This window comes from Pontibacter beigongshangensis (assembly GCF_014332515.1).
In the GTDB taxonomy this organism is placed as follows: domain Bacteria; phylum Bacteroidota; class Bacteroidia; order Cytophagales; family Hymenobacteraceae; genus Pontibacter; species Pontibacter beigongshangensis.
Genome location: NZ_VFSD01000013.1, coordinates 73,767 through 91,536, shown reverse-complemented (window position 1 = coordinate 91,536; position 17,770 = coordinate 73,767). Strand labels below are relative to the sequence as shown.

Genomic DNA, 17,770 nt, shown 5'->3' with positions numbered 1-17,770 from the left:
GGAAGCAATTATTCTAATGAAAATGCCCCTCCGGAGGTTCTGCTGCTGCTGCTGCTGCTGCTGCTGTTCTTCACCAGAACCTGAAGAGGCAGCGAGAGTGTGGCAGCAGAGAAAATGGCCTCAACCTGTCATCAATATTAGTAGGCTCTGATTTTTGATTTGATGAAGTACTACGCTTCGTTGTTTCTCCCGGCCGGATCTACCGGGTCGTCGGCCAATGTTGTTTCGGGAGTGCGCTGCTGCAGCAAGGGCTGCTTCATGAACTCGCTGTACAGGTAGTAAAGCAAGGCAGCGCTCAGCACCACCGACATGGCCACACTGTAAAACGGCATCGGCTCCGACGATTCTATATCGGCCTCTATCCTGCCCGTCTGGTACAGGTACAGCAAGAGCACCGTAAACCCATTGTTCACGAAGTGCGCCACAATGGGCACGCTGATTCTGCCCGACCACCAGTACAGGTACCCAAACAAGGCACCCAGAATCATACGGGGCACAAACCCAAAGAACTGCACGTGTATGGCACTAAAGGCAATAGCGGCTACCCAGATGCCTACATGCCCGTTGCCGGCCCAGCGGTGAATCTGCTTCTGCACCACACCCCGGAACAACAGCTCCTCGCCTATGGCCGGAATAACGGCAATTACCAGCAAGCCCACCAGCAATTGCGGAATGGTTGTAAACCTGGCGAACAGCTTCGTGAGCTCCGCCGCATGCTCCTCCTTTTCCCGCGCCCATACCTCAAACCCTTTCATAAACTCAGGCAGCGACATGTTGGCGTTCCAGTAGATAATAAGCGAGTTGGCAGGCATGACCACGATAATCAGCAGGCCGCTCAGCAGCACCAGGCCCAGCATGGGGCGGCCCTTCCAGTTCAGGTAGCGGCCCAGGTCGTAGCCCAGCGACTGTATAAGCACCAGCGGCGCCAGCACAAACATACACATCGACACCACGCCCTGGTAAAACATAATAGCATTGCGGCCCTGCGGGTATTCTGTCGGGTTTTTAAGGGCAGACTCCAGCTCAAACATACCAACACCAAACAGCATGTCGCCAAACACGGCATATAAGAACGTGGCCACAAAAGCCCCACCTATCACAAAGGCAACCAGCAGCAGCAAGACCAAAAACGGATTTGTTTCTTTCGGGATGAAACCTTTCATAGAGAAGTTTAGGTTTAATTGACGTAAATTTACGTTAAAAAATAAATTAAGCTTTGGTAAAGATAGCGAACATAGAACTTGGCGAGTTTCCGCTGCTGCTGGCACCGATGGAGGATGTAAGCGATCCGCCGTTCCGGAAAGTATGCAAAGCCAATGGCGCCGATCTGATGTATACGGAATTTATCTCGTCAGAGGGTTTGATCCGGGATGCGGCCAAGAGTCTGCAGAAGCTCGACATCTTCGACTACGAGCGCCCGATCGGCATCCAGATATTCGGCTCCGAGATAGACTCCATGCGCGAAGCCGCCATTGTATCGACACAGGCCGGCCCCGACCTGATCGACATAAACTACGGTTGCCCCGTAAAAAACGTGGCCTGCAAAGGCGCTGGTGCCGCCTTGCTCCGCGACATCCCGAAAATGGTGCAGATGACTTCCGAAATTGTGAAAGCCACGCACCTGCCCGTAACGGTAAAGACCCGCCTCGGCTGGGACGATAACACCAAAAACATTGTAGAAACGGCCGAGCGCCTGCAGGACATCGGCATACAGGCGCTGAGCATACACGGTCGCACCCGCGTGCAGATGTACAAAGGCGAAGCTGACTGGAGCCTGATAGCCGAGGTAAGGAACAACCCGCGCATGAAGATCCCGATCTTCGGCAACGGCGACATCGACACGCCTGAGAAAGCGCTGGAGTACCGCAACCGCTACGGCGTGGACGGCATCATGATCGGCCGCGCCTCCATTGGATACCCCTGGATCTTTAACGAGGTAAAGCATTATATGGCTACCGGCGAGCACCTGCCTGGCCCGACGCTGGAGGAGCGTGTGGCCGTTTGCCGCCAGCACTTCACGCACTCGCTGGAGTGGAAAGGCGAAAAATTGGGCATTTTTGAGATGCGCCGCCACTACACCAATTACTTCAGGGGGCTTTCGCACTTTAAGCCGCTGCGCATGCGCCTGGTGCAGTCCGAAGACATAAACGAGATCTACGAAACGCTGGAAGAAATTGCCCAGACCATGAGTTATGCGGAGTAGCGGTGCCGCAGGAATGGGAAGAGATCTGCTCTGAATTATTCTAATGAAAAGGGCCTTCCGGAGGGTTCTGCTGCTGCTTAACAGGTATTAGAGGTAGATAATAGATGTTAGACTTTTTCTTCAGTACTGATTGCTAGTGCGAGCTTGCAGCTCGTACGTTCATTCCACCAATTTTAGCATGGGCAAGATCAGCTTTTTTATAGTAGAACTTTTTGCTGTTTTAAGATCAGCGTGAAATGCCTGGACAGTGTAGGTAAGAGCTACAAGCTCGCACCAGCGGCAGCTGATACCTTTGAGCAGCAGGTTCAGTAACCTCCGGAAGGGCATTTTCATTCAAATAATCTGATTAGTGAATTATTGGTCTGAGAGAACGACACGACTTCTACATTTATCAATAACAATCGGCAACCAACAACCAACCAAACACCATCAAAACAACCACTCCTTCCGCACAGGCCAAAACGTCGGTACCGCTACTCGTCTGGCTGCTGATTGTTGTGCTCACGTTTATCTGGGGTTCTTCTTTTATTCTGATCAAGAAAGGGCTCGTCGTGTTTGCTGCCGGCGAACTTGGAGCCTTACGTATCGTCATCGCCTGCCTTGCCTTGCTGCCCTTTGCCCTGGCCAACCTGCGCAAAATCGCTCCCGACCGCTGGAAATTTCTGTTGCTGAGCGGCCTGCTGGGTAACCTGTTTCCTGCTTTCCTGTTTGCTTATGCCGAAACCGAACTGGCAAGCGGACTGGCTGGCGTGCTCAACTCGCTCACTGCCCTGTTTACGCTGCTGATCGGGGCTGCCTTTTTCCAGCAGCGCATTACCTGGCTGCGAGTGGTGGGCATAGTGGTAGGCATAGCAGGCACGGCAGTCCTGATCTTCTCGGGCAATGGCAGCGCCGACCTGAGCAATGCTTTTTACGGGTTGTTTATCGTAGTTGCCACTGTCTGTTATGGCGGCAGCGCCAACATCATCAAGTTCAGGCTGCAGGGCATACACCCCGTGGTTATGTCGAGCATGGCCTTGCTGACGGTAGGGCCTTTGGCAGCCGTCTACCTGAGCACCACAGATGCCTTTCATAAACTGCAGGTTACAGAAGGAGCCTGGGAAGCTCTGCTGTATATTGCCCTGCTGGCTGTTTTCAGCACGGCCATCGGCCTGATCCTGCTCAACAAGCTCATCCACATCTCCACACCGCTCTTTGCCAGCACCATCAACTACCTGATCCCGATCGTGGCCCTCATGTGGGGCGTGCTCGATGGCGAGACCATTCAGGCTTGGCATTACCTGGGCATGGTCGTTATTCTGGCAGGCGTTTTTATCGTGAACAGGGCGAAGTAAAACCCAGCGCGGGAGCAGCAGCGCCTCCGGAGGGCCTTTTTTATTTGAATAATTGACAGAAGCGCAGCGCTTGTGCTTCGTTTTGTCTGACAAGGTTGCTCACCTCCCTCACAATGGCATGGCTGGCACAACCAGCCTCCATTTCTGTTTTATCGAAAACGAGCCATTTGCCAGTTCTATATTTTCGTTTACGCATATTATTTACTTATTTGAGGAGTTAAAAACTTACTCATCCTGTTGCATGACGCTATTCCGGACAGTACTAAGCTATTTGTTCATCCTCCTGACTACTGCTCAGGCTTTTTCGCAGGAAGAAAACAAAAAAGCTGACATTGCTGAGTTTAAGTTGCAGGCCGTAAACGACACAGCCTTTACGCTGCGCGCTACTACCGAAACCGGAAATCTTGTAAAATACAACGGCCCCCTGCCGCTGCGCATCAACGGAGAACGGCAGGAAACAAGCTTTACCGAGGGGGAGGCAATACTTTCGCTGCCGGCACCTGCCAGCCTGATTCAGGTTACTGCCCACTTGGATACGCGCACCATTGCCCGGCTCTACCAGCCCAATGCCGACACTGAGCGGGGTGTGCGGGAGTTTCCGATGTGGATTTCTATTCTGCCCCCGCTCCTGGCCATTTTGCTGGCCCTTATCTTCAAGGAGGTATTGCTGGCGCTCTTTGCCGGTATCTGGGTAGGAAGTTTTGTAATTTATGGTCTTTCCTTTAAGTCTTTGTTTACCGGCCTGTTCGCTGTGGCCGACACCTACCTGGTAAGAGCCCTTACCGATTCCGATCATGTATCGGTTATCCTGTTTTCGATGCTGATAGGCGGCATGGTGGCCATTATTTCAAAAAATGGTGGCATGGCCGGTGTGGTAAACCTGCTCTCTGGTTATGCCAGGTCTGCCAAAAGCTCTCAGGTAGTAACCTGGGGTTTGGGAGTGGCCATCTTTTTTGATGATTACGCCAATACCCTGATTGTTGGCAACACTATGCGCCCCGTAACGGATAAGCACCTGGTCTCCCGCGAAAAGCTGGCTTATATTGTTGACAGCACGGCGGCTCCTGTGGCCTCTATTGCCTTTGTTACCACCTGGGTAGGGGCTGAACTGGGCTACATAAAAGACGCCGCCAGTAGCCTCGGAATTGAAGAAGGGGCTTACTCTCTGTTCTTCAACTCACTGCAGTATGCCTATTACCCAGTGCTTACGCTGGTATTTATGCTGATGCTGATCCTGATGAACCGAGACTTTGGCCTGATGCACAAAGCGGAAACAAGAGCCCGCACCACGGGTGCTGTGAGTGCCGTGCGCATCAATGAGAAATCAGAGGGGAAGCAGCAGCAGGAAATGGCAGAGTTTGCGCCTGTAGATCCGAGCCGAAGCAGAGCCATAAATGCACTGCTGCCGGTGCTGATTGTTATTTTTGGCACCGTTGCAGGCTTGCTTTACACAGGCTACAGCCAGTCCGTCTGGACCGACACCTCGCTTGGCTTCTTCCGCAAGCTTTCGGTTACTATCGGCGACTCCAACTCTTATGTTGCCCTGATCTGGGCTTCGCTGTCGGGGGTGCTGGTGGCGGTGATCCTCACGATCAGCCAGCGCATTATGAGCCTGTACGAAACCATGGAGTCGCTGGTAACTGGCTTTAAGTCTATGCTGCCGGCTATCCTGATTCTGGTGCTGGCCTGGTCGCTGGCATCGGTTACGAAAGAGCTTTACACTGCCGAGTACCTCACTTCTCTTTTCTCGGGCAATGTATCGCCTCGGTTCCTGCCGGAGATCACGTTTTTTCTGGCGGCCATTATCGCTTTTTCTACCGGTTCCAGCTGGGGCACCATGGCTATTCTGTACCCGCTCATGCTGCCGGCTGCCTGGTATGTGTGCCAGCAGCTGGGCATGTCGCAGGAAGAAACGATGCCGATCATCTACAATGTCATCTCGGTGGTGCTGGCCGGCTCTGTTTTTGGCGATCACTGCTCCCCTATCTCCGACACCACCATCCTGAGCTCCCTCGCCTCCGGCTGTAACCACATAGACCATGTAAAAACGCAGTTGCCTTATGCCATAACCGTGGCTTTGGTGGCCAACCTGATCTGCACCAATCTCTCCAGCTGGGGCGTGCATTGGTTTCTGGTTTACCTGATCGGAACCGCTGTTCTCTGGCTGATAATTCGGTACCTGGGCACAAAGGTGAAGGCTGCGCCAGCTTTCCGGCAAGGGACGCTATTCTAACCGAGCAGGCAGAGTGGCTGCTGCAGTGAATTACATTGTGAGCTCATAAAAGTCCTGAACCACGGCCCGGGCACCGTAGCTTTCTTTGTTACTGATAAGCCCCTGGTTTAGGTACTGCCCCTGCTGCTCCGTAGAGATACCAAAGTTGAAGTACTTTTTGTGCGGATAAACATGCGTGAGCAGCTCATGCACCAGCGCATCAAGCGCATTCAGGACCCGGCCTTCTGCCGTGGTGGCGATGTACTGGCAATGCGCCACCTGCTCAGTTTCGTAGATGATTACACCGGCCACCATTGCTCCCTGGCAAGCAGCAGCATGAAGCCGGATATTCTCGGGGAAAAGCAAAGCCAGCCTGCGGAGCTCAGCGGCTGTGTGCACAGGCCTGGTATTGTACTTGCTTTCCAGCAGTTGCTCTTCTATCTGCATAAAGGTTTCGAAATCATCTGAGGGAGCAACTACAATATCTGATTTGGCTGCCTGCTTCAGTTTTCGTTGGCGGAGCTCTGCGTAAGGCAGGCGCTGCTGCAGGTCAATAGCTGAGCTTACATCGCGCCGGCAAAGCACCGCCTGCTGCCGGAACAACGCATACAGATCCTCCTCGGCTGGGAGCCGATGGTAAATGTGCGGAATAGCCTTATACGTTAATGTGCTGAGGCCTCTGGCCCTGAAATAAGAGCGCATGGTCTCAAACACCTCCAGCATCAGCGCCACTTTCATGCTGCTGCCGCTAATGACGCCCCCATACGTTAACCCGCCATGAGACTGAATGACATCGCCTGCCTCATTTGCAGGAAGCAGGGCAACCAGCTTTCCCTTCCGGAAGAACAGCAGCGAATGATCCTTGAACCGATCGGAGTGATAGTCCATGTAGCTGCGTTGCAACAGAAAGGTGCCATTTTTAGAAGCTGCCACAAAGGCATCCCAGGCGGGTTTATGCGCCGGGGTGTATCTTTCTATCGCTATTGCTGCTGCCACGCTTCTTATTAGATATTAGATTATAGATGTTAGAATTTTTGTCTGAATCTTTCAATAGGGCCCCTGCCCCAAGAATTTACAGGATTTTAGGATAAGCAGGATAATCTGGAAGAGTAAATTATTCTAATGAAAAGGAGCCTCCAGAGCATTTTGCCGCTGTTGGTGTTGCTGTTTAATGGCAAGTAAGTTTTACCTCTCCCCTTACTGCTTCCCGAAGACGCTCACAGGAACTGCGCACGCTGCGAGGTCGGTACTATTCTCTCCAATTCAACTTTCTACCTTTAACCTCTCTATCTTCCTAACTCCAAAAAATGTCACCTGTTCAGCACAATCCGAAAGGTGGTGCCCTTGCCTATCTCCGATGACTTTACGGTGAGCTTGCCCTGGTGGTAATTGTCTATAATGCGTTTGGCAAGTGCAAGGCCAAGGCCCCAGCCGCGTTTCTTGGTCGTGTAACCGGGCAGGAAAACAGAGTCCATCTTGCTTTTGGGTATGCCTTTGCCTGTATCGGCAATATCGAGGGCAATGTAGCTCTTGCCGAGCAGCGAAAGCCGCAGTGCAATGCTGCCCCGGCCCTCCATGGCGTCTACGGCGTTTTTGCAGATGTTTTCTATTACCCAGTCGAACAAAGACACATTTACCTTTGCCGTGATCTCAGCCGGGAAATCAGCCTCAATGCTAAAGGCCACTTTGCTTGAGATGCGGTTCTGCAGGTAATTAATGGCATTTTGCGTTACCTGCAGAATGTTCTCGTCGCGGAGCAGCGGCACGGAGCCAATGTTCGAAAAGCGCTCCGTGATCACCTCCAGGCGCCTGATGTCTTTCCAGAGCTCGGCCACAATGGGCTCCTTTTCGAACTTCGGGCTGGTTTTCATGTACTCGTACCAGGCCATGAGCGAGGAGAGCGGCGTGCCCAGCTGGTGGGCCGTTTCTTTGGCAAGCCCCACCCACACCCGGTTCTGCTCGGCACGGCGGGAGTAGCTGAAGGCAAAGTAGGCGATCAGAGCAAAGCAGGCAATCACGACCAACTGCACATACGGGTAGTACCGCAGTTGCGAGAGCAGGGCTGAGTCTTTGTAAAACACATAATTCACAGATCCTTCGGCCCAGGGCACCACCACCGGGTCGTGCTGCTCTTTCATTTTGGTGATCTCGCGCTGCAGCAGCTGTTTTTTTTTATCCTCTGAAATGTTTTCCGGAAAATTAATGTTCTTTGTATCCAGAATGTTCTCATATTCGTCTGTAAGTATTACAGGCACCGTCTGGTTGGCAGAAAGGATCTCCTGCTCTATAAACACGATATTATCGTCGCTGGGGGCATTGATCATATAGCGGAGGCCCTTGGCATAGAGTTGCACCAGTTCCCGCTCACTTTCAGACAGTTTGCTTACCAGTATGTTGGTGTACGTGATGGTGGCAGCGCCAATAATAAGAGCAAAAATCACAACCAGGAGCTTTATCCTGTTCTTCTGGGAATAAATAAGTATCATGCAGACTTAGACGAAAATTATCTGAAATTAGTATAATTTACTTATTACTGGAAAGAACTTTCATTTTATAAAATCTGGTCGTAAATTTGCGGTCTAGCATTTCACACTTTCATTATGCTTCAGAATTTCAAAGCAATCAGTCTCTCCTATAAGAAAGCCCCGCTGGATATCAGGGAACTGATTGCCTTAGATGAGATCTCATGTAGGCAATACCTCCAAACGCTAAAAGGCTTTATTCAGGCCTCCGATATTCTGGTGCTCTCTACCTGCAACCGCACCGAAGTTTACTACAACTCCGACACCGATTACAGCACCGAGATCGTAAAGCTGCTGGGCATTACCAAAGGCATCGAGAACATCAGCAAATATTTCGACTACTTTACCATCCTGAACGAGCACAACGATGCCGTGCAGCACCTGTTTGAGGTGTCGATGGGGCTGGAGTCGCAGGTGGTGGGCGATATGCAGATTACCAACCAGGTAAAGCAGGCTTACCAGTGGGCCGCCGACAACGAGACGGCAGGTCCGTTTCTGCACCGCCTGATGCACACGATCTTCTTCACCAACAAGCGCGTGGTGCAGGAAACTGCCTTCCGCGATGGCGCTGCCTCTACCTCCTATGCCTCCATTGAGCTGATAGAGGAACTGACGGCTGAAATACCGGACCCTAAGATTTTAGTGGTTGGCCTGGGTGAGATCGGCGCAGATGTTTGCCGCAACCTCAAAGACAAAGGCTTTAAAAACGTAAAAATAACCAACCGCACCCTGAGCAAAGCTAAAATCCTGGCCGAGGAGTGCGAAATGGAAGTGCTGCCATTTGAGGAGATCGTGCAGGGGCTAAAAGAGGCCGATGTGATTATCTCTTCGGTTGCCCGCGAAACGCCTTTCTTTACCAAAGAAATGATTAAGCGCCTGAACGTGCTCACGTTCAAGTTCTTTATAGACCTGTCGGTGCCGCGCAGCGTGGAGACGGAGGTGGAAAGCATTCCGGGGGTGCTGGTCTACAACATAGACACCATCCAGAACAAGGCCTCAGAGGCACTGCAGCAGCGCATCGACGCTGTGCCGAAGGTAAAGGAAATCATTCTGGAGTCTATCGAGCAGTTCAACGACTGGTCGAAGGAGATGGTGGTGTCGCCTACCATCAACAAGTTGAAAAACGCGCTGGAAAGCATCCGGCAGGAAGAAATGGCGCGCTACCTGAAGAAACTGAGCCCCGAAGAAACCAAGCGCCTCGATAACATTACCAAGTCGATGATGCAAAAGATCATAAAGCTCCCGGTGCTCCAGCTAAAGGCAGCCTGCAAGCGGGGCGAAGCCGAAACGCTGATTGATGTGCTCAACGACCTGTTCGACCTCGAGAACAAATCTGTAAACTCTGAACTGTAGTAGCTTCTTAACCAGAGGGGAGGTGCAGCCGTGAGGCAAATGGCAGCTTGCAAGAATTAAGTGAATGGCCATTTTTTCTTAGTTAACAAAAAAGCTAAAAGGCTCCCTGAAGTGATTTTCTGATCTTCGGGGAGCCTTTTAGCTTTCAATAAACCTTAAGCGCTTCGGGCTACTACAATGCATAATCTCTTAGATATCAACACAGCATTCTTCCAGGCAATCGATCACATCAATTAATTTGGGGATCGAGAGTGAGTAGTAAATCTTGGTTCCAACCTTAAAGGACGATAATACACCTTTGTCTTTTAGCGTTATAAGATGCTGAGAAGCAATTGCCTGAGGCAGATCCAGGTACTTGTAGATCTCTGTTACCGTCATTTTTTCTTCCTTACCCAGCAAATCCACAATCGCTAACCTTTTCGGGTGCGCCAGCACTTTCAGCATGGCCGCCGCTTTATCTATTTTTTTAGATTCAATTCTAGACAACAAACTTTTCATAATTTAAAATAATACCTAAACAGTTTCTACATACATTTAACATTCCTTGTCACATTTATACGGCACTTACAATATTTGGCTATACGCCGGTGAAAGCATTTTAATTGTTTTATGAACTCATATAATGTAATCGGACTAATGTCAGGCACCTCGCTCGATGGGCTCGACATAGTACTTTGTAGGTTTACGTACAAAAACCAAAATTGGATATATAATATACTTAATGCTACTACATTAATATATGATGATTATTGGATTGACTCTCTCCGTGATTGCGAAACCTGCACCGGCCGAAAGTTAATTGCACTTGATCATGAATATGGCAGGTACCTGGGCCAGCAGGTAAAGGCATTCGCGGAGCAGCATAAAAGCAAGGCAGATTTTGTGGCCTCACACGGCCATACGATCTTTCATCAGCCAGACCAGCATATATCCTTACAACTGGGCCATGGGGCTTATCTGGCAGCTCATGCCGGCCTGCCAGTCGTGTCAGATTTCCGCACGCTCGACATAGCGCTGGGCGGGCAGGGAGCCCCGCTTGTTCCTATAGGCGATGAGCTCCTTTTTTCAGAATATGACTTTTGCCTGAACCTGGGCGGTATCTCTAATGTGTCTTTTTCTTATAACGGTCAGCGGCTCGCTTTTGATATAAGCGCCTGCAACATGCTGCTAAATGCGCTGGCAAACACGGCAGGGCTGGCGTATGACGAAGACGGGCACATGGCCAGAAGCGGCACGCTACAGCCAGATTTGTTACAGCAGCTCAACTCCCCTCCCTACTTCTCTGATAGCTACCCGAAGTCGCTGGGCAAGGAATGGGTGCTACAAAACAGCTTAGCGGCGCTGGCAGGTTCGGCGGCCTCACTACCCGATAAACTGCACACCACCTGCCACCATATTGCCATCCAGCTAAAAAATGCCCTGCCTGTGCTGCACCAGGACCAACACCGGGTGCTGCTGACAGGCGGAGGGGCCTTTAATAAATACCTGGTGGCGCTTATACAGCAGTACCTGGGGCAGCAGTACCGGGTGGAGGTGCCGGAGCCGGAGGTGGTATCGTATAAGGAGGCGCTGATTTTTGCATTTCTGGGGGTACTGCGCTGGCAGGGGCAGCCCAACTGCCTGAAAACAGTAACTGGTGCTGCCACAGACAATATCGGCGGGTCTATCTACCTTGCCTAGCACCTGTCTGAATCTGCTGAAAGGAGCAGGCGCAAGTTTATAGAAAGCCAAGCCAGTTAATGCCAAAGCAGCACAAAATGCCTCAGGAGGGGCTTTTTCATTCAAATAATTGGAGACATAACCTATTAGGCCCAAAGAACCCTGTTATACACAAAAGAGCCGGAGAAGCTCCGGCTCTTTTTTTCACCCTTATATCTTATTTTACTTTACTTTATCCTCTGTTTCTAATTTCAATCCTCCCTCCTGCAGGCATGAGGCGAGTATCCCCTGTAGGCTATTATCAAATATTTCGTGTCCTGTTAAATTTTTAACGGGATAAAATTTCAGTTGTTATTGCAATGTCCTGACTTTTTGAGTTCTGGATAATAACATCAGGTGAAAAGGGATAAATGAATGGTGAACAGAGATGTCACTTGCCGCCTGTCAGCAGCGCGTATACCTGAATGCTGGTAGGATGCCGGAAACGAGGCGGGAGCAGGCCGCTTCCCAACAGGATCAGAAATCGAAATACTCGCCCTGTTGCGGCTCCACTGCTTTCTCCTCCTTCTGTTTTGGTTTTTTACCCCGAAACAGGTCGCGCAGCTGCTGGCCTTCCTGCTTTATGTCTGTTTTTATTTTCTCGCGCACCCTGGCCTCGTCGTAGCCAATTTTAAAATTATTTTCTTTCCCCTTCAGCCTTAGGAAGAGCATGCTCCTGCCTGCATCCGGGTCTTCGGCCACCACCCCGTAAACGGCATCCCTGTCGGGCTTTTTCTTTTGCAACAAGGGGAGCTTTATCTTGTAGTCCATGTCCTGATCGAAGGTGTGGGTGCCGGAAACAGACACCACGGGCACTGTAGACAGGTTGGAGCTGATATCCATCTCCGGTATGTAGATGGTGCGCTTCTGGATCCAGAAGTTATTGTGCAGCTCTGAAAACCGCATGTTGGCCAGCTCGGCGCGTTTCACAAACACCGACATCTTTTGCATGGGAGCAAAGTTAATGAGCTGGCCATCGCGCACGGTGGCGGCAATCTCGGCCTGCATCAAGTCGGTTTTGGAGTTTAGGTGGCTGTCGAAGTACAGTTCTGAAGCGATTTTAGCCGTCAGGCGCCCCCGCAGGTGATGCTCCTGTATAAATTGCTGCCCGAAGTTCTCGAACACGTAAAAAAGGCTGTCTACCTGCATGTTGGTAAGGCGGGTTTCGGTGGTCACCTTCAGGTGGTCGCGTTGCCGGGCATCCAGGGCTCCCCGCACCGAAAAACTGCCGCCAATGGAGTTGAAAGAGATGTTCGGAGATGAGATGACCTTATTCCGCAGTTCTATCCTGCCTTTAATGTTATCGCCCTTAAACCTCCTGAACGTTACGTTTCTGATGTTGGCGCTTAAGTCGAAGGCCACATGCGGCGACACGACAAATTTATAGGCAGCTCCCCCACCCTTAGGGCCTGCCGCCACTGTAGTTACGGCACCTGCTCCCTGACGGGCTTCTTCAGGGGTATTAAACTTCTCGCTCAACAGCTGGTTCAGGTCCAGCAGGTTGCTGTTAAGATTAGCCTCCACCAGCAGCCGCTGCTTGTCTACCAGCAGCCAGGCAATAATGTTCCGGAACATGCCGTTCAGCACAAAATCAGATTTGCCCAGCTTGCCTTTAAAATCAGACACGGCCACGTCGCTGCGCTTAAACATAAAGTTGCCACTCAGGTTGGTCAGTGGCAGCGGCAGCTCCTTCAGCGAAAGCGATACCTGGTGCAGCGTAACGTCGCCGGAGGTGTTGATGGCGCCGCTCGCCGGATTCTTCTTAAAGGCATTCAGGTTGCCTTTGTAGGCCAGGCTGACATCTGCCAGCCCGCTGCCACCCTTTATCTCGCTCAGCCTGGCCAGCGTCAGCAGGAAGCCTACATCCAGCATCCCCTTCACATCGAACGCGATGGTGGGGTTGTCGAAGTTCTGGTAGCTCAGGTTGCCGGAAAAAGCCCTGCCATTCAGCCTTCCGGTCAGCCCCTTCAGTTCCAGGACAGAGGTGGCGGCGTTGTGTTTGGCTCCGTTAGTGAATGTGCCCGAAAAGCTCACCTTCTCTACCTTCTGCTTTATATCCGGATGATAAAAGGAGGCATTGCGGCAGCCAAAGTTGAAGGAAATTTCCGGCGTTTTCTTTTCAGACATTTCGCCCTGTACGGTGCCATCAAAATAAACGTCGCCTTCGCTGCGGTACTGGCTGTAAGTTCGGGTAACATCCTGTGGCAGCAACGACAGCAGCGACTGCACATTGGTGTTTTTACCTTCCAGCTTCAGATCGAGCAGGGTTGGCCCTCCGTATCCGATAGTACCGCCAATCTGATAGGCGGCTTCCTCTATTCTCACTACCGATGGTTGTATGGCTATGGTTCTGTTTTCCCGGTTTATGGCCAGAAGAGTTTGCACGTTGATGTTTTTTTCCTTGAAGTACTCCCTGCTGCCTAACATTATCCGGTTAACTTTTGCATTACCGGCCGTCTGCATCTCAATGATACCTGATGATAGCGCAAGGGAGGCTTCCATTTGATGGGCAAAAGCCTCGTAGGTATGGTTCAGTCGCTTGTCGGTGTAGCTGAAGGCCACCTTGCTTATCGTTACCTTATCAAGGTTAAAGGCGAAGTCCCCTTTTTCGGAGCTGTCGGCGGTGGTGGCGGTAGTGGTGTCGCGGGCAAAGACTTCGTAGTTCACCTCGCCCGACTCCAGCACTCTTACATGCAGTTCGCCGTTTTCTACATACACCTGCCGGAGGTTGTAGTTACCCTGCACCAGATCGAGAAGGCTGAAGGTGAAGTACAGTTTTTCGGCACGGCCCAGCGAGGCATTGCTCTCTGGCAGGCTCTCCAGCACGTTTACCTTGTCGAGCGCGACGGCCACATGCGGGAACTTATCGAAAAGCGAGAGCGAAATTTTTTCTACTTCTACTTTTGTGCGGATGTGCTTGTTGGCCTCGGTCACGAACAGGCCGATAATCTTATCCTGGTAAGCATACACGCCCCCAAACACAATGCCTGCCACCGCCACCAAAATAAGGGCAGCATAGAATAGCACTTTTTTAACAACGCCTCTTCTCTTCAATGGAAATATCAGGTTTAAAGCACCTTATAAAAACCAAAGGTACTGTTTTAATAAAGGGGTGCAAAGGGGCCTGAGGCCACAAAAAAAAATTTTACATTTTTTTTTCAAATGTTTTGCAGTTTCAAAAAAACGCCCCATATTTGCATCATCAAACGGGGACAAAAGGTCTCTAAAAAGAAAAAACGGGGTGTTAGCTCAGCTGGTTCAGAGCACCTGCCTTACAAGCAGGGGGTCACTGGTTCGAATCCAGTACGCCCCACAAAAGGACAACTGCAAAGTTGTCCTTTTTTTATTTCCACCTGTCGCAGTACCAACTGCATGGCTGCTGCTTACCATCACCGGCTCCTTCTCATCTCTGCTTCACTAACGGCCTACCTGAGCAATAAGTATCGGTTGAATATAAAGCCACTAGCCGCTTCATAAAGAAGAGTGGCCTGAGTTCCGCCTGCTGTTCCTGCTGACAAGCTCCAGAGATATCCGGCACCAATTATTCTAATGATTTTGCCCCTCCGGAAAGTTTGCTGCTCCTGGTGCTGCTGGAAGAGACATAAGATAAAAGACTTTCTTCTAAATCAGAATAATTAATCGTTTGTTGCTATCTGTTGATTGTTTCCTGAGCTAGACGTAGTTTCCGTCTACGCTCTTTCTAAAAGGTTGGCCTCGGATTAACCTCGCTGCCTGAAGCAGCGAAAAAAGACGTGACGCCAGCAGTAATCTGGAAACTGGCTATGCGTGCATGTTGCTTCTGCGAAGCAAAAGTAGTCGGAGATTACACACAGGGATGGGGCGCCCTGACAATGCATTTCTAAATCTTTTCATCTCCGGATCTTCAAACCAACCATTCAACAATCAGCAATTATTTAAATGAAACTACCCCTCTGGAGGGTTTTGCTACTCGTGATGCTGCTGGTCTAATTACGCGAGAGAAACTGCTGATGCAGAGCTATGACCTGTGGGATGATGAGTTGTTGGTCGTCGTTATAGATAATGTGGTCGGCACGGGCTATCTTTTCCTCTTCCTGCAGCTGCCTGCTTATAATGGCTCTTACATCGGCTTCGGTGCGGTGGGCATCGCGGTGCAGCAGGCGCCTGATACGTACCTCCATCGGCGAAAACACGGTGATGATCTCATCCATCTGCCGCCACGCCTGCGACTCGTACATCAGGGCGGCCTCTTTTAACACATAAGGTGCAGGCGCCTGGGCAGCAGCCCATTGCTCAAAATCGGTGGCAACGCGTGGGTGAACCAGCGCGTTTAGCCGGGCCAGGCGCTCCGGATTGTTAAATACCTGGCTGGCAATGTAGGACCTGTTCAGAGTGCCGGCTGTATCATACGCATCGGGGCCGAAGGTATTTATCAGATCGTCCTTCAGGGCGGCATTCTGTTGCATGACCTGTTTGGCTCTGGCGTCAGAATCGTAAACGGGTACTCCCAGCAGCTGAAACACCCGGCATACAATAGACTTCCCGGCACCTATGCCTCCCGTTATACCTATCTTTAGCATACTTACCTGTCTGCTTCTACTACCGCTTTTATTCGTTCCGGCCAGATCCTGACCCGCCGCGCACCGGTCGGCTTCTGAATCAGTTCCGGCACCAGCGTAGAGTCGCGGGGGTTGTATTTGGCAAAGTCCAGCACTGCCCTGAATGTGTCGCGGTTCATGACCGCCACCGAGTCTTCCAGCAGCTGGTACCGCACCAGCACAAATGAAGGTCGCAGGTTAAGTGTATGGCCCGCCGGTGCATTTACAATTTCTGGTATAATCTGTCTTTCTTCCTGCACAAGCGCCTGCACGTTTACCGTAACGATGGCCTGCTCGGCGTTGGCCTTCACAAGCGGCTTGTTGTCGAAGTTGATCGGTATTTCCAGTTTGGCGGAAGCGCTGAGTGTGCCTGGCAGGCGCAACAGGAAAGGGTCCGGAATGCTGTTGACCATGGTAGCAGGCCCCAAAAAGGTAATTGAATCCGGCTCTATCTGCACGGGCCCAACAACCGAAAAACGATCTTCCGTAATTTCCTGCTTTGGGTCCAGGTTCAGCGCGACGCGCCGCCTTATCTTCTCATCAAAGTCGAAGTAGATGGTGTCGGTCACGACAAAGTTCAGCACCAGGCCATCTAACGAGTTGACCAGGGCTGGCCGTAAAGACGAGCCCAGCACATAGTTGTTGCGGGGCAGGGAGCCAATTTGTACTTCGGCAGGCTTTACATCTACCTTCAGCGATTTCCGGAGCAGTTTCCAGCCTTTGCCGGTTACGTTTATAATTATTTCTTCCGGCAGCGGCTTTACCGGCACCAGCCGCGACTCGGGGTATACGAACCTGATCGGGTAGGTAGTTTGCGTGGAGTAGCTCTTGTTGAGGGCGTTGAGCAGCCAGAAAGTAGATGCTGCCACAAAACAAAGCAATACTATTCTCCAGTATTGCTTTGTTCGAGGTTTAAAGGGTCGCAGTGCCCAAAGTACTATATTTCTGAATTTCTCAGCCGGCAATGTTGCTTTTATTTATTTCACCTTTGTCGTAGCTTCCATCGAGATGGAGGCCTTATCAAAAGTCAGGCGGATACCTTTATCTACTTCTAATACTACAATATCGCTCTCTACTGTTATTATTTTTCCGTGCAGGCCACCAATTGTAACAACATCCATTCCTTTTGTGAGTTCGTCACGAAATTTTTTCTGGTCTTTCACCTTTTTCTGTTGCGGCCGGATCATAAAAAAATAAGCTACCAGAATAATGGCTCCGAACATAACCAGCTGCACCGGAAAGCCATCGGCTGCGGCCTGAAGAAATATAGTTTGCATAATGTATAAAATGAGTGTGCGTTAACGCAGAATTTAGTTTTAGTTTCTTCTTACCGGACCTTCAGCCCCGGCTGTAGGATAAGCGCCTTCTACAGTGCCTTTAAGCGATAACTGCACGATGTTTGGCTCTGTGTTGGCCCTTACTGTAATAACTGGCTGCTGCTGCCCCGACTTGCCTGTGCTGTTAAACTGCACCTTAATCTCGCCACTCTGGCCAGGGGCAATCGGGTCTTTGGGTGGTTGCGGCACTGTACAGCCGCATGTAGCAGAGGCACTCTCAATTACCAGCGGGGTGCTGCCTGTGTTAGTGAACTTAAACGTGTGGTTTACCACCTCACCCTGCTTAATGGTTCCGAAGTTATGCTCCTTTTCCTCAAAAGCGATTACAGCTCCGTTGCCTGCAGGCGTTGCTTCATTTTCTGAAGACGCCACATTGGGGTTGTCGATGGTTCCGGCTGCCTGTTCAGTAGCGGCAGTTGCCTCTCCGGCAGTTGTATTATCTCCGGTATTGCTTTGGCCGCAGCTGGTTGCAAAAAGGGCAACAGCCAGGCTTAAAGAAAAAAACAGGTTCTTTTTCATGGTAAATTTAGTTCT

The 17,770-nt window shown here is 50.9% G+C and carries 15 protein-coding genes and 1 tRNA gene; 6 read left to right on the top strand and 10 right to left on the bottom strand.

Features of this window, described 5'->3' with window-relative positions; translation table 11 throughout:
- Positions 1 to 170 precede the first annotated feature (170 nt).
- Positions 171 to 1,163 (bottom strand): CPBP family intramembrane glutamic endopeptidase, encoded by a 993-nt coding sequence (locus FJM74_RS11990; protein ID WP_187262845.1) that lies wholly within the window; start codon positions 1,161 to 1,163, stop codon positions 171 to 173.
- A 53-nt stretch (positions 1,164 to 1,216) separates the two neighbouring features.
- On the opposite strand from FJM74_RS11990, the gene dusB reads away from it, so the two are divergent.
- Both dusB and FJM74_RS11980 read left to right on the top strand, forming a co-directional pair.
- Complete coding sequence (dusB, locus tag FJM74_RS11985; protein ID WP_187262844.1) at positions 1,217 to 2,203, top strand: tRNA dihydrouridine synthase DusB; 987 nt, start codon at positions 1,217 to 1,219, stop codon at positions 2,201 to 2,203.
- Between the two features lie 497 nt (positions 2,204 to 2,700).
- Positions 2,701 to 3,537 carry a DMT family transporter gene (locus FJM74_RS11980; protein WP_449426610.1) on the top strand — a complete coding sequence of 279 codons (837 nt, stop codon included), beginning with the start codon at positions 2,701 to 2,703 and terminating at the stop codon, positions 3,535 to 3,537.
- Positions 3,538 to 3,577: 40 nt separating this feature from the next.
- On the opposite strand, the gene FJM74_RS11975 is transcribed toward FJM74_RS11980, so the two are convergent.
- Complete coding sequence (locus FJM74_RS11975) at positions 3,578 to 3,733, bottom strand: hypothetical protein (protein WP_187262843.1); 156 nt, start codon at positions 3,731 to 3,733, stop codon at positions 3,578 to 3,580.
- A gap of 45 nt (positions 3,734 to 3,778) precedes the next feature.
- Between FJM74_RS11975 and FJM74_RS11970 the strand changes: the two genes are divergently transcribed.
- Complete coding sequence (locus tag FJM74_RS11970) at positions 3,779 to 5,770, top strand: Na+/H+ antiporter NhaC family protein (RefSeq protein WP_187262842.1); 1,992 nt, start codon at positions 3,779 to 3,781, stop codon at positions 5,768 to 5,770.
- A 30-nt stretch (positions 5,771 to 5,800) separates the two neighbouring features.
- Here FJM74_RS11970 and FJM74_RS11965 read toward each other — a convergent pair whose 3' ends face one another.
- Both FJM74_RS11965 and FJM74_RS11960 read right to left on the bottom strand, forming a co-directional pair.
- Complete coding sequence (locus FJM74_RS11965; RefSeq protein ID WP_317175554.1) at positions 5,801 to 6,745, bottom strand: GNAT family N-acetyltransferase; 945 nt, start codon at positions 6,743 to 6,745, stop codon at positions 5,801 to 5,803.
- 314 nt (positions 6,746 to 7,059) lie between these two features.
- A complete protein-coding gene (locus FJM74_RS11960; RefSeq protein ID WP_187262841.1) occupies positions 7,060 to 8,235 on the bottom strand; it encodes a sensor histidine kinase in 1,176 nt (391 codons plus the stop codon).
- Positions 8,236 to 8,349: 114 nt separating this feature from the next.
- Here FJM74_RS11960 and hemA point away from each other — a divergent pair, with 114 nt between their 5' ends.
- Positions 8,350 to 9,624: a glutamyl-tRNA reductase gene (gene hemA, locus FJM74_RS11955; RefSeq protein ID WP_187262840.1), complete on the top strand. Its 1,275-nt coding sequence runs from the start codon at positions 8,350 to 8,352 to the stop codon at positions 9,622 to 9,624.
- 189 nt (positions 9,625 to 9,813) lie between these two features.
- Here hemA and FJM74_RS11950 read toward each other — a convergent pair whose 3' ends face one another.
- A complete protein-coding gene (locus tag FJM74_RS11950) occupies positions 9,814 to 10,122 on the bottom strand; it encodes an ArsR/SmtB family transcription factor (protein WP_187262839.1) in 309 nt (102 codons plus the stop codon).
- 111 nt (positions 10,123 to 10,233) lie between these two features.
- Here FJM74_RS11950 and FJM74_RS11945 point away from each other — a divergent pair, with 111 nt between their 5' ends.
- Positions 10,234 to 11,304, top strand: coding sequence for an anhydro-N-acetylmuramic acid kinase (locus FJM74_RS11945; RefSeq protein WP_187262838.1), 1,071 nt, complete (start codon positions 10,234 to 10,236; stop codon positions 11,302 to 11,304).
- Positions 11,305 to 11,799: 495 nt separating this feature from the next.
- Here FJM74_RS11945 and FJM74_RS11940 read toward each other — a convergent pair whose 3' ends face one another.
- A complete protein-coding gene (locus FJM74_RS11940) occupies positions 11,800 to 14,376 on the bottom strand; it encodes an AsmA-like C-terminal region-containing protein (RefSeq protein WP_187262837.1) in 2,577 nt (858 codons plus the stop codon).
- A gap of 184 nt (positions 14,377 to 14,560) precedes the next feature.
- Here FJM74_RS11940 and FJM74_RS11935 point away from each other — a divergent pair.
- Positions 14,561 to 14,635 (top strand) — tRNA-Val (locus FJM74_RS11935).
- 652 nt (positions 14,636 to 15,287) lie between these two features.
- Here the strand turns inward: FJM74_RS11935 and coaE are convergent.
- The 4 genes from coaE to FJM74_RS11915 all read right to left on the bottom strand — a co-directional run bounded on the left by coaE (position 15,288) and on the right by FJM74_RS11915 (position 17,755).
- Positions 15,288 to 15,881, bottom strand: coding sequence for a dephospho-CoA kinase (gene coaE, locus FJM74_RS11930; RefSeq protein WP_187262836.1), 594 nt, complete (start codon positions 15,879 to 15,881; stop codon positions 15,288 to 15,290).
- Between the two features lie 2 nt (positions 15,882 to 15,883).
- Positions 15,884 to 16,768, bottom strand: a complete 885-nt coding sequence (locus FJM74_RS11925) for a YbbR-like domain-containing protein (protein ID WP_317175553.1) — start codon at positions 16,766 to 16,768, stop codon at positions 15,884 to 15,886.
- 108 nt (positions 16,769 to 16,876) lie between these two features.
- On the bottom strand, positions 16,877 to 17,176 hold the full coding sequence (gene yajC / locus FJM74_RS11920; protein WP_187262834.1) for a preprotein translocase subunit YajC: 300 nt from the start codon (positions 17,174 to 17,176) through the stop codon (positions 16,877 to 16,879).
- Positions 17,177 to 17,215: 39 nt separating this feature from the next.
- Positions 17,216 to 17,755, bottom strand: a complete 540-nt coding sequence (locus FJM74_RS11915; protein WP_187262833.1) for a DUF1573 domain-containing protein — start codon at positions 17,753 to 17,755, stop codon at positions 17,216 to 17,218.
- Positions 17,756 to 17,770: the final 15 nt, after the last annotated feature.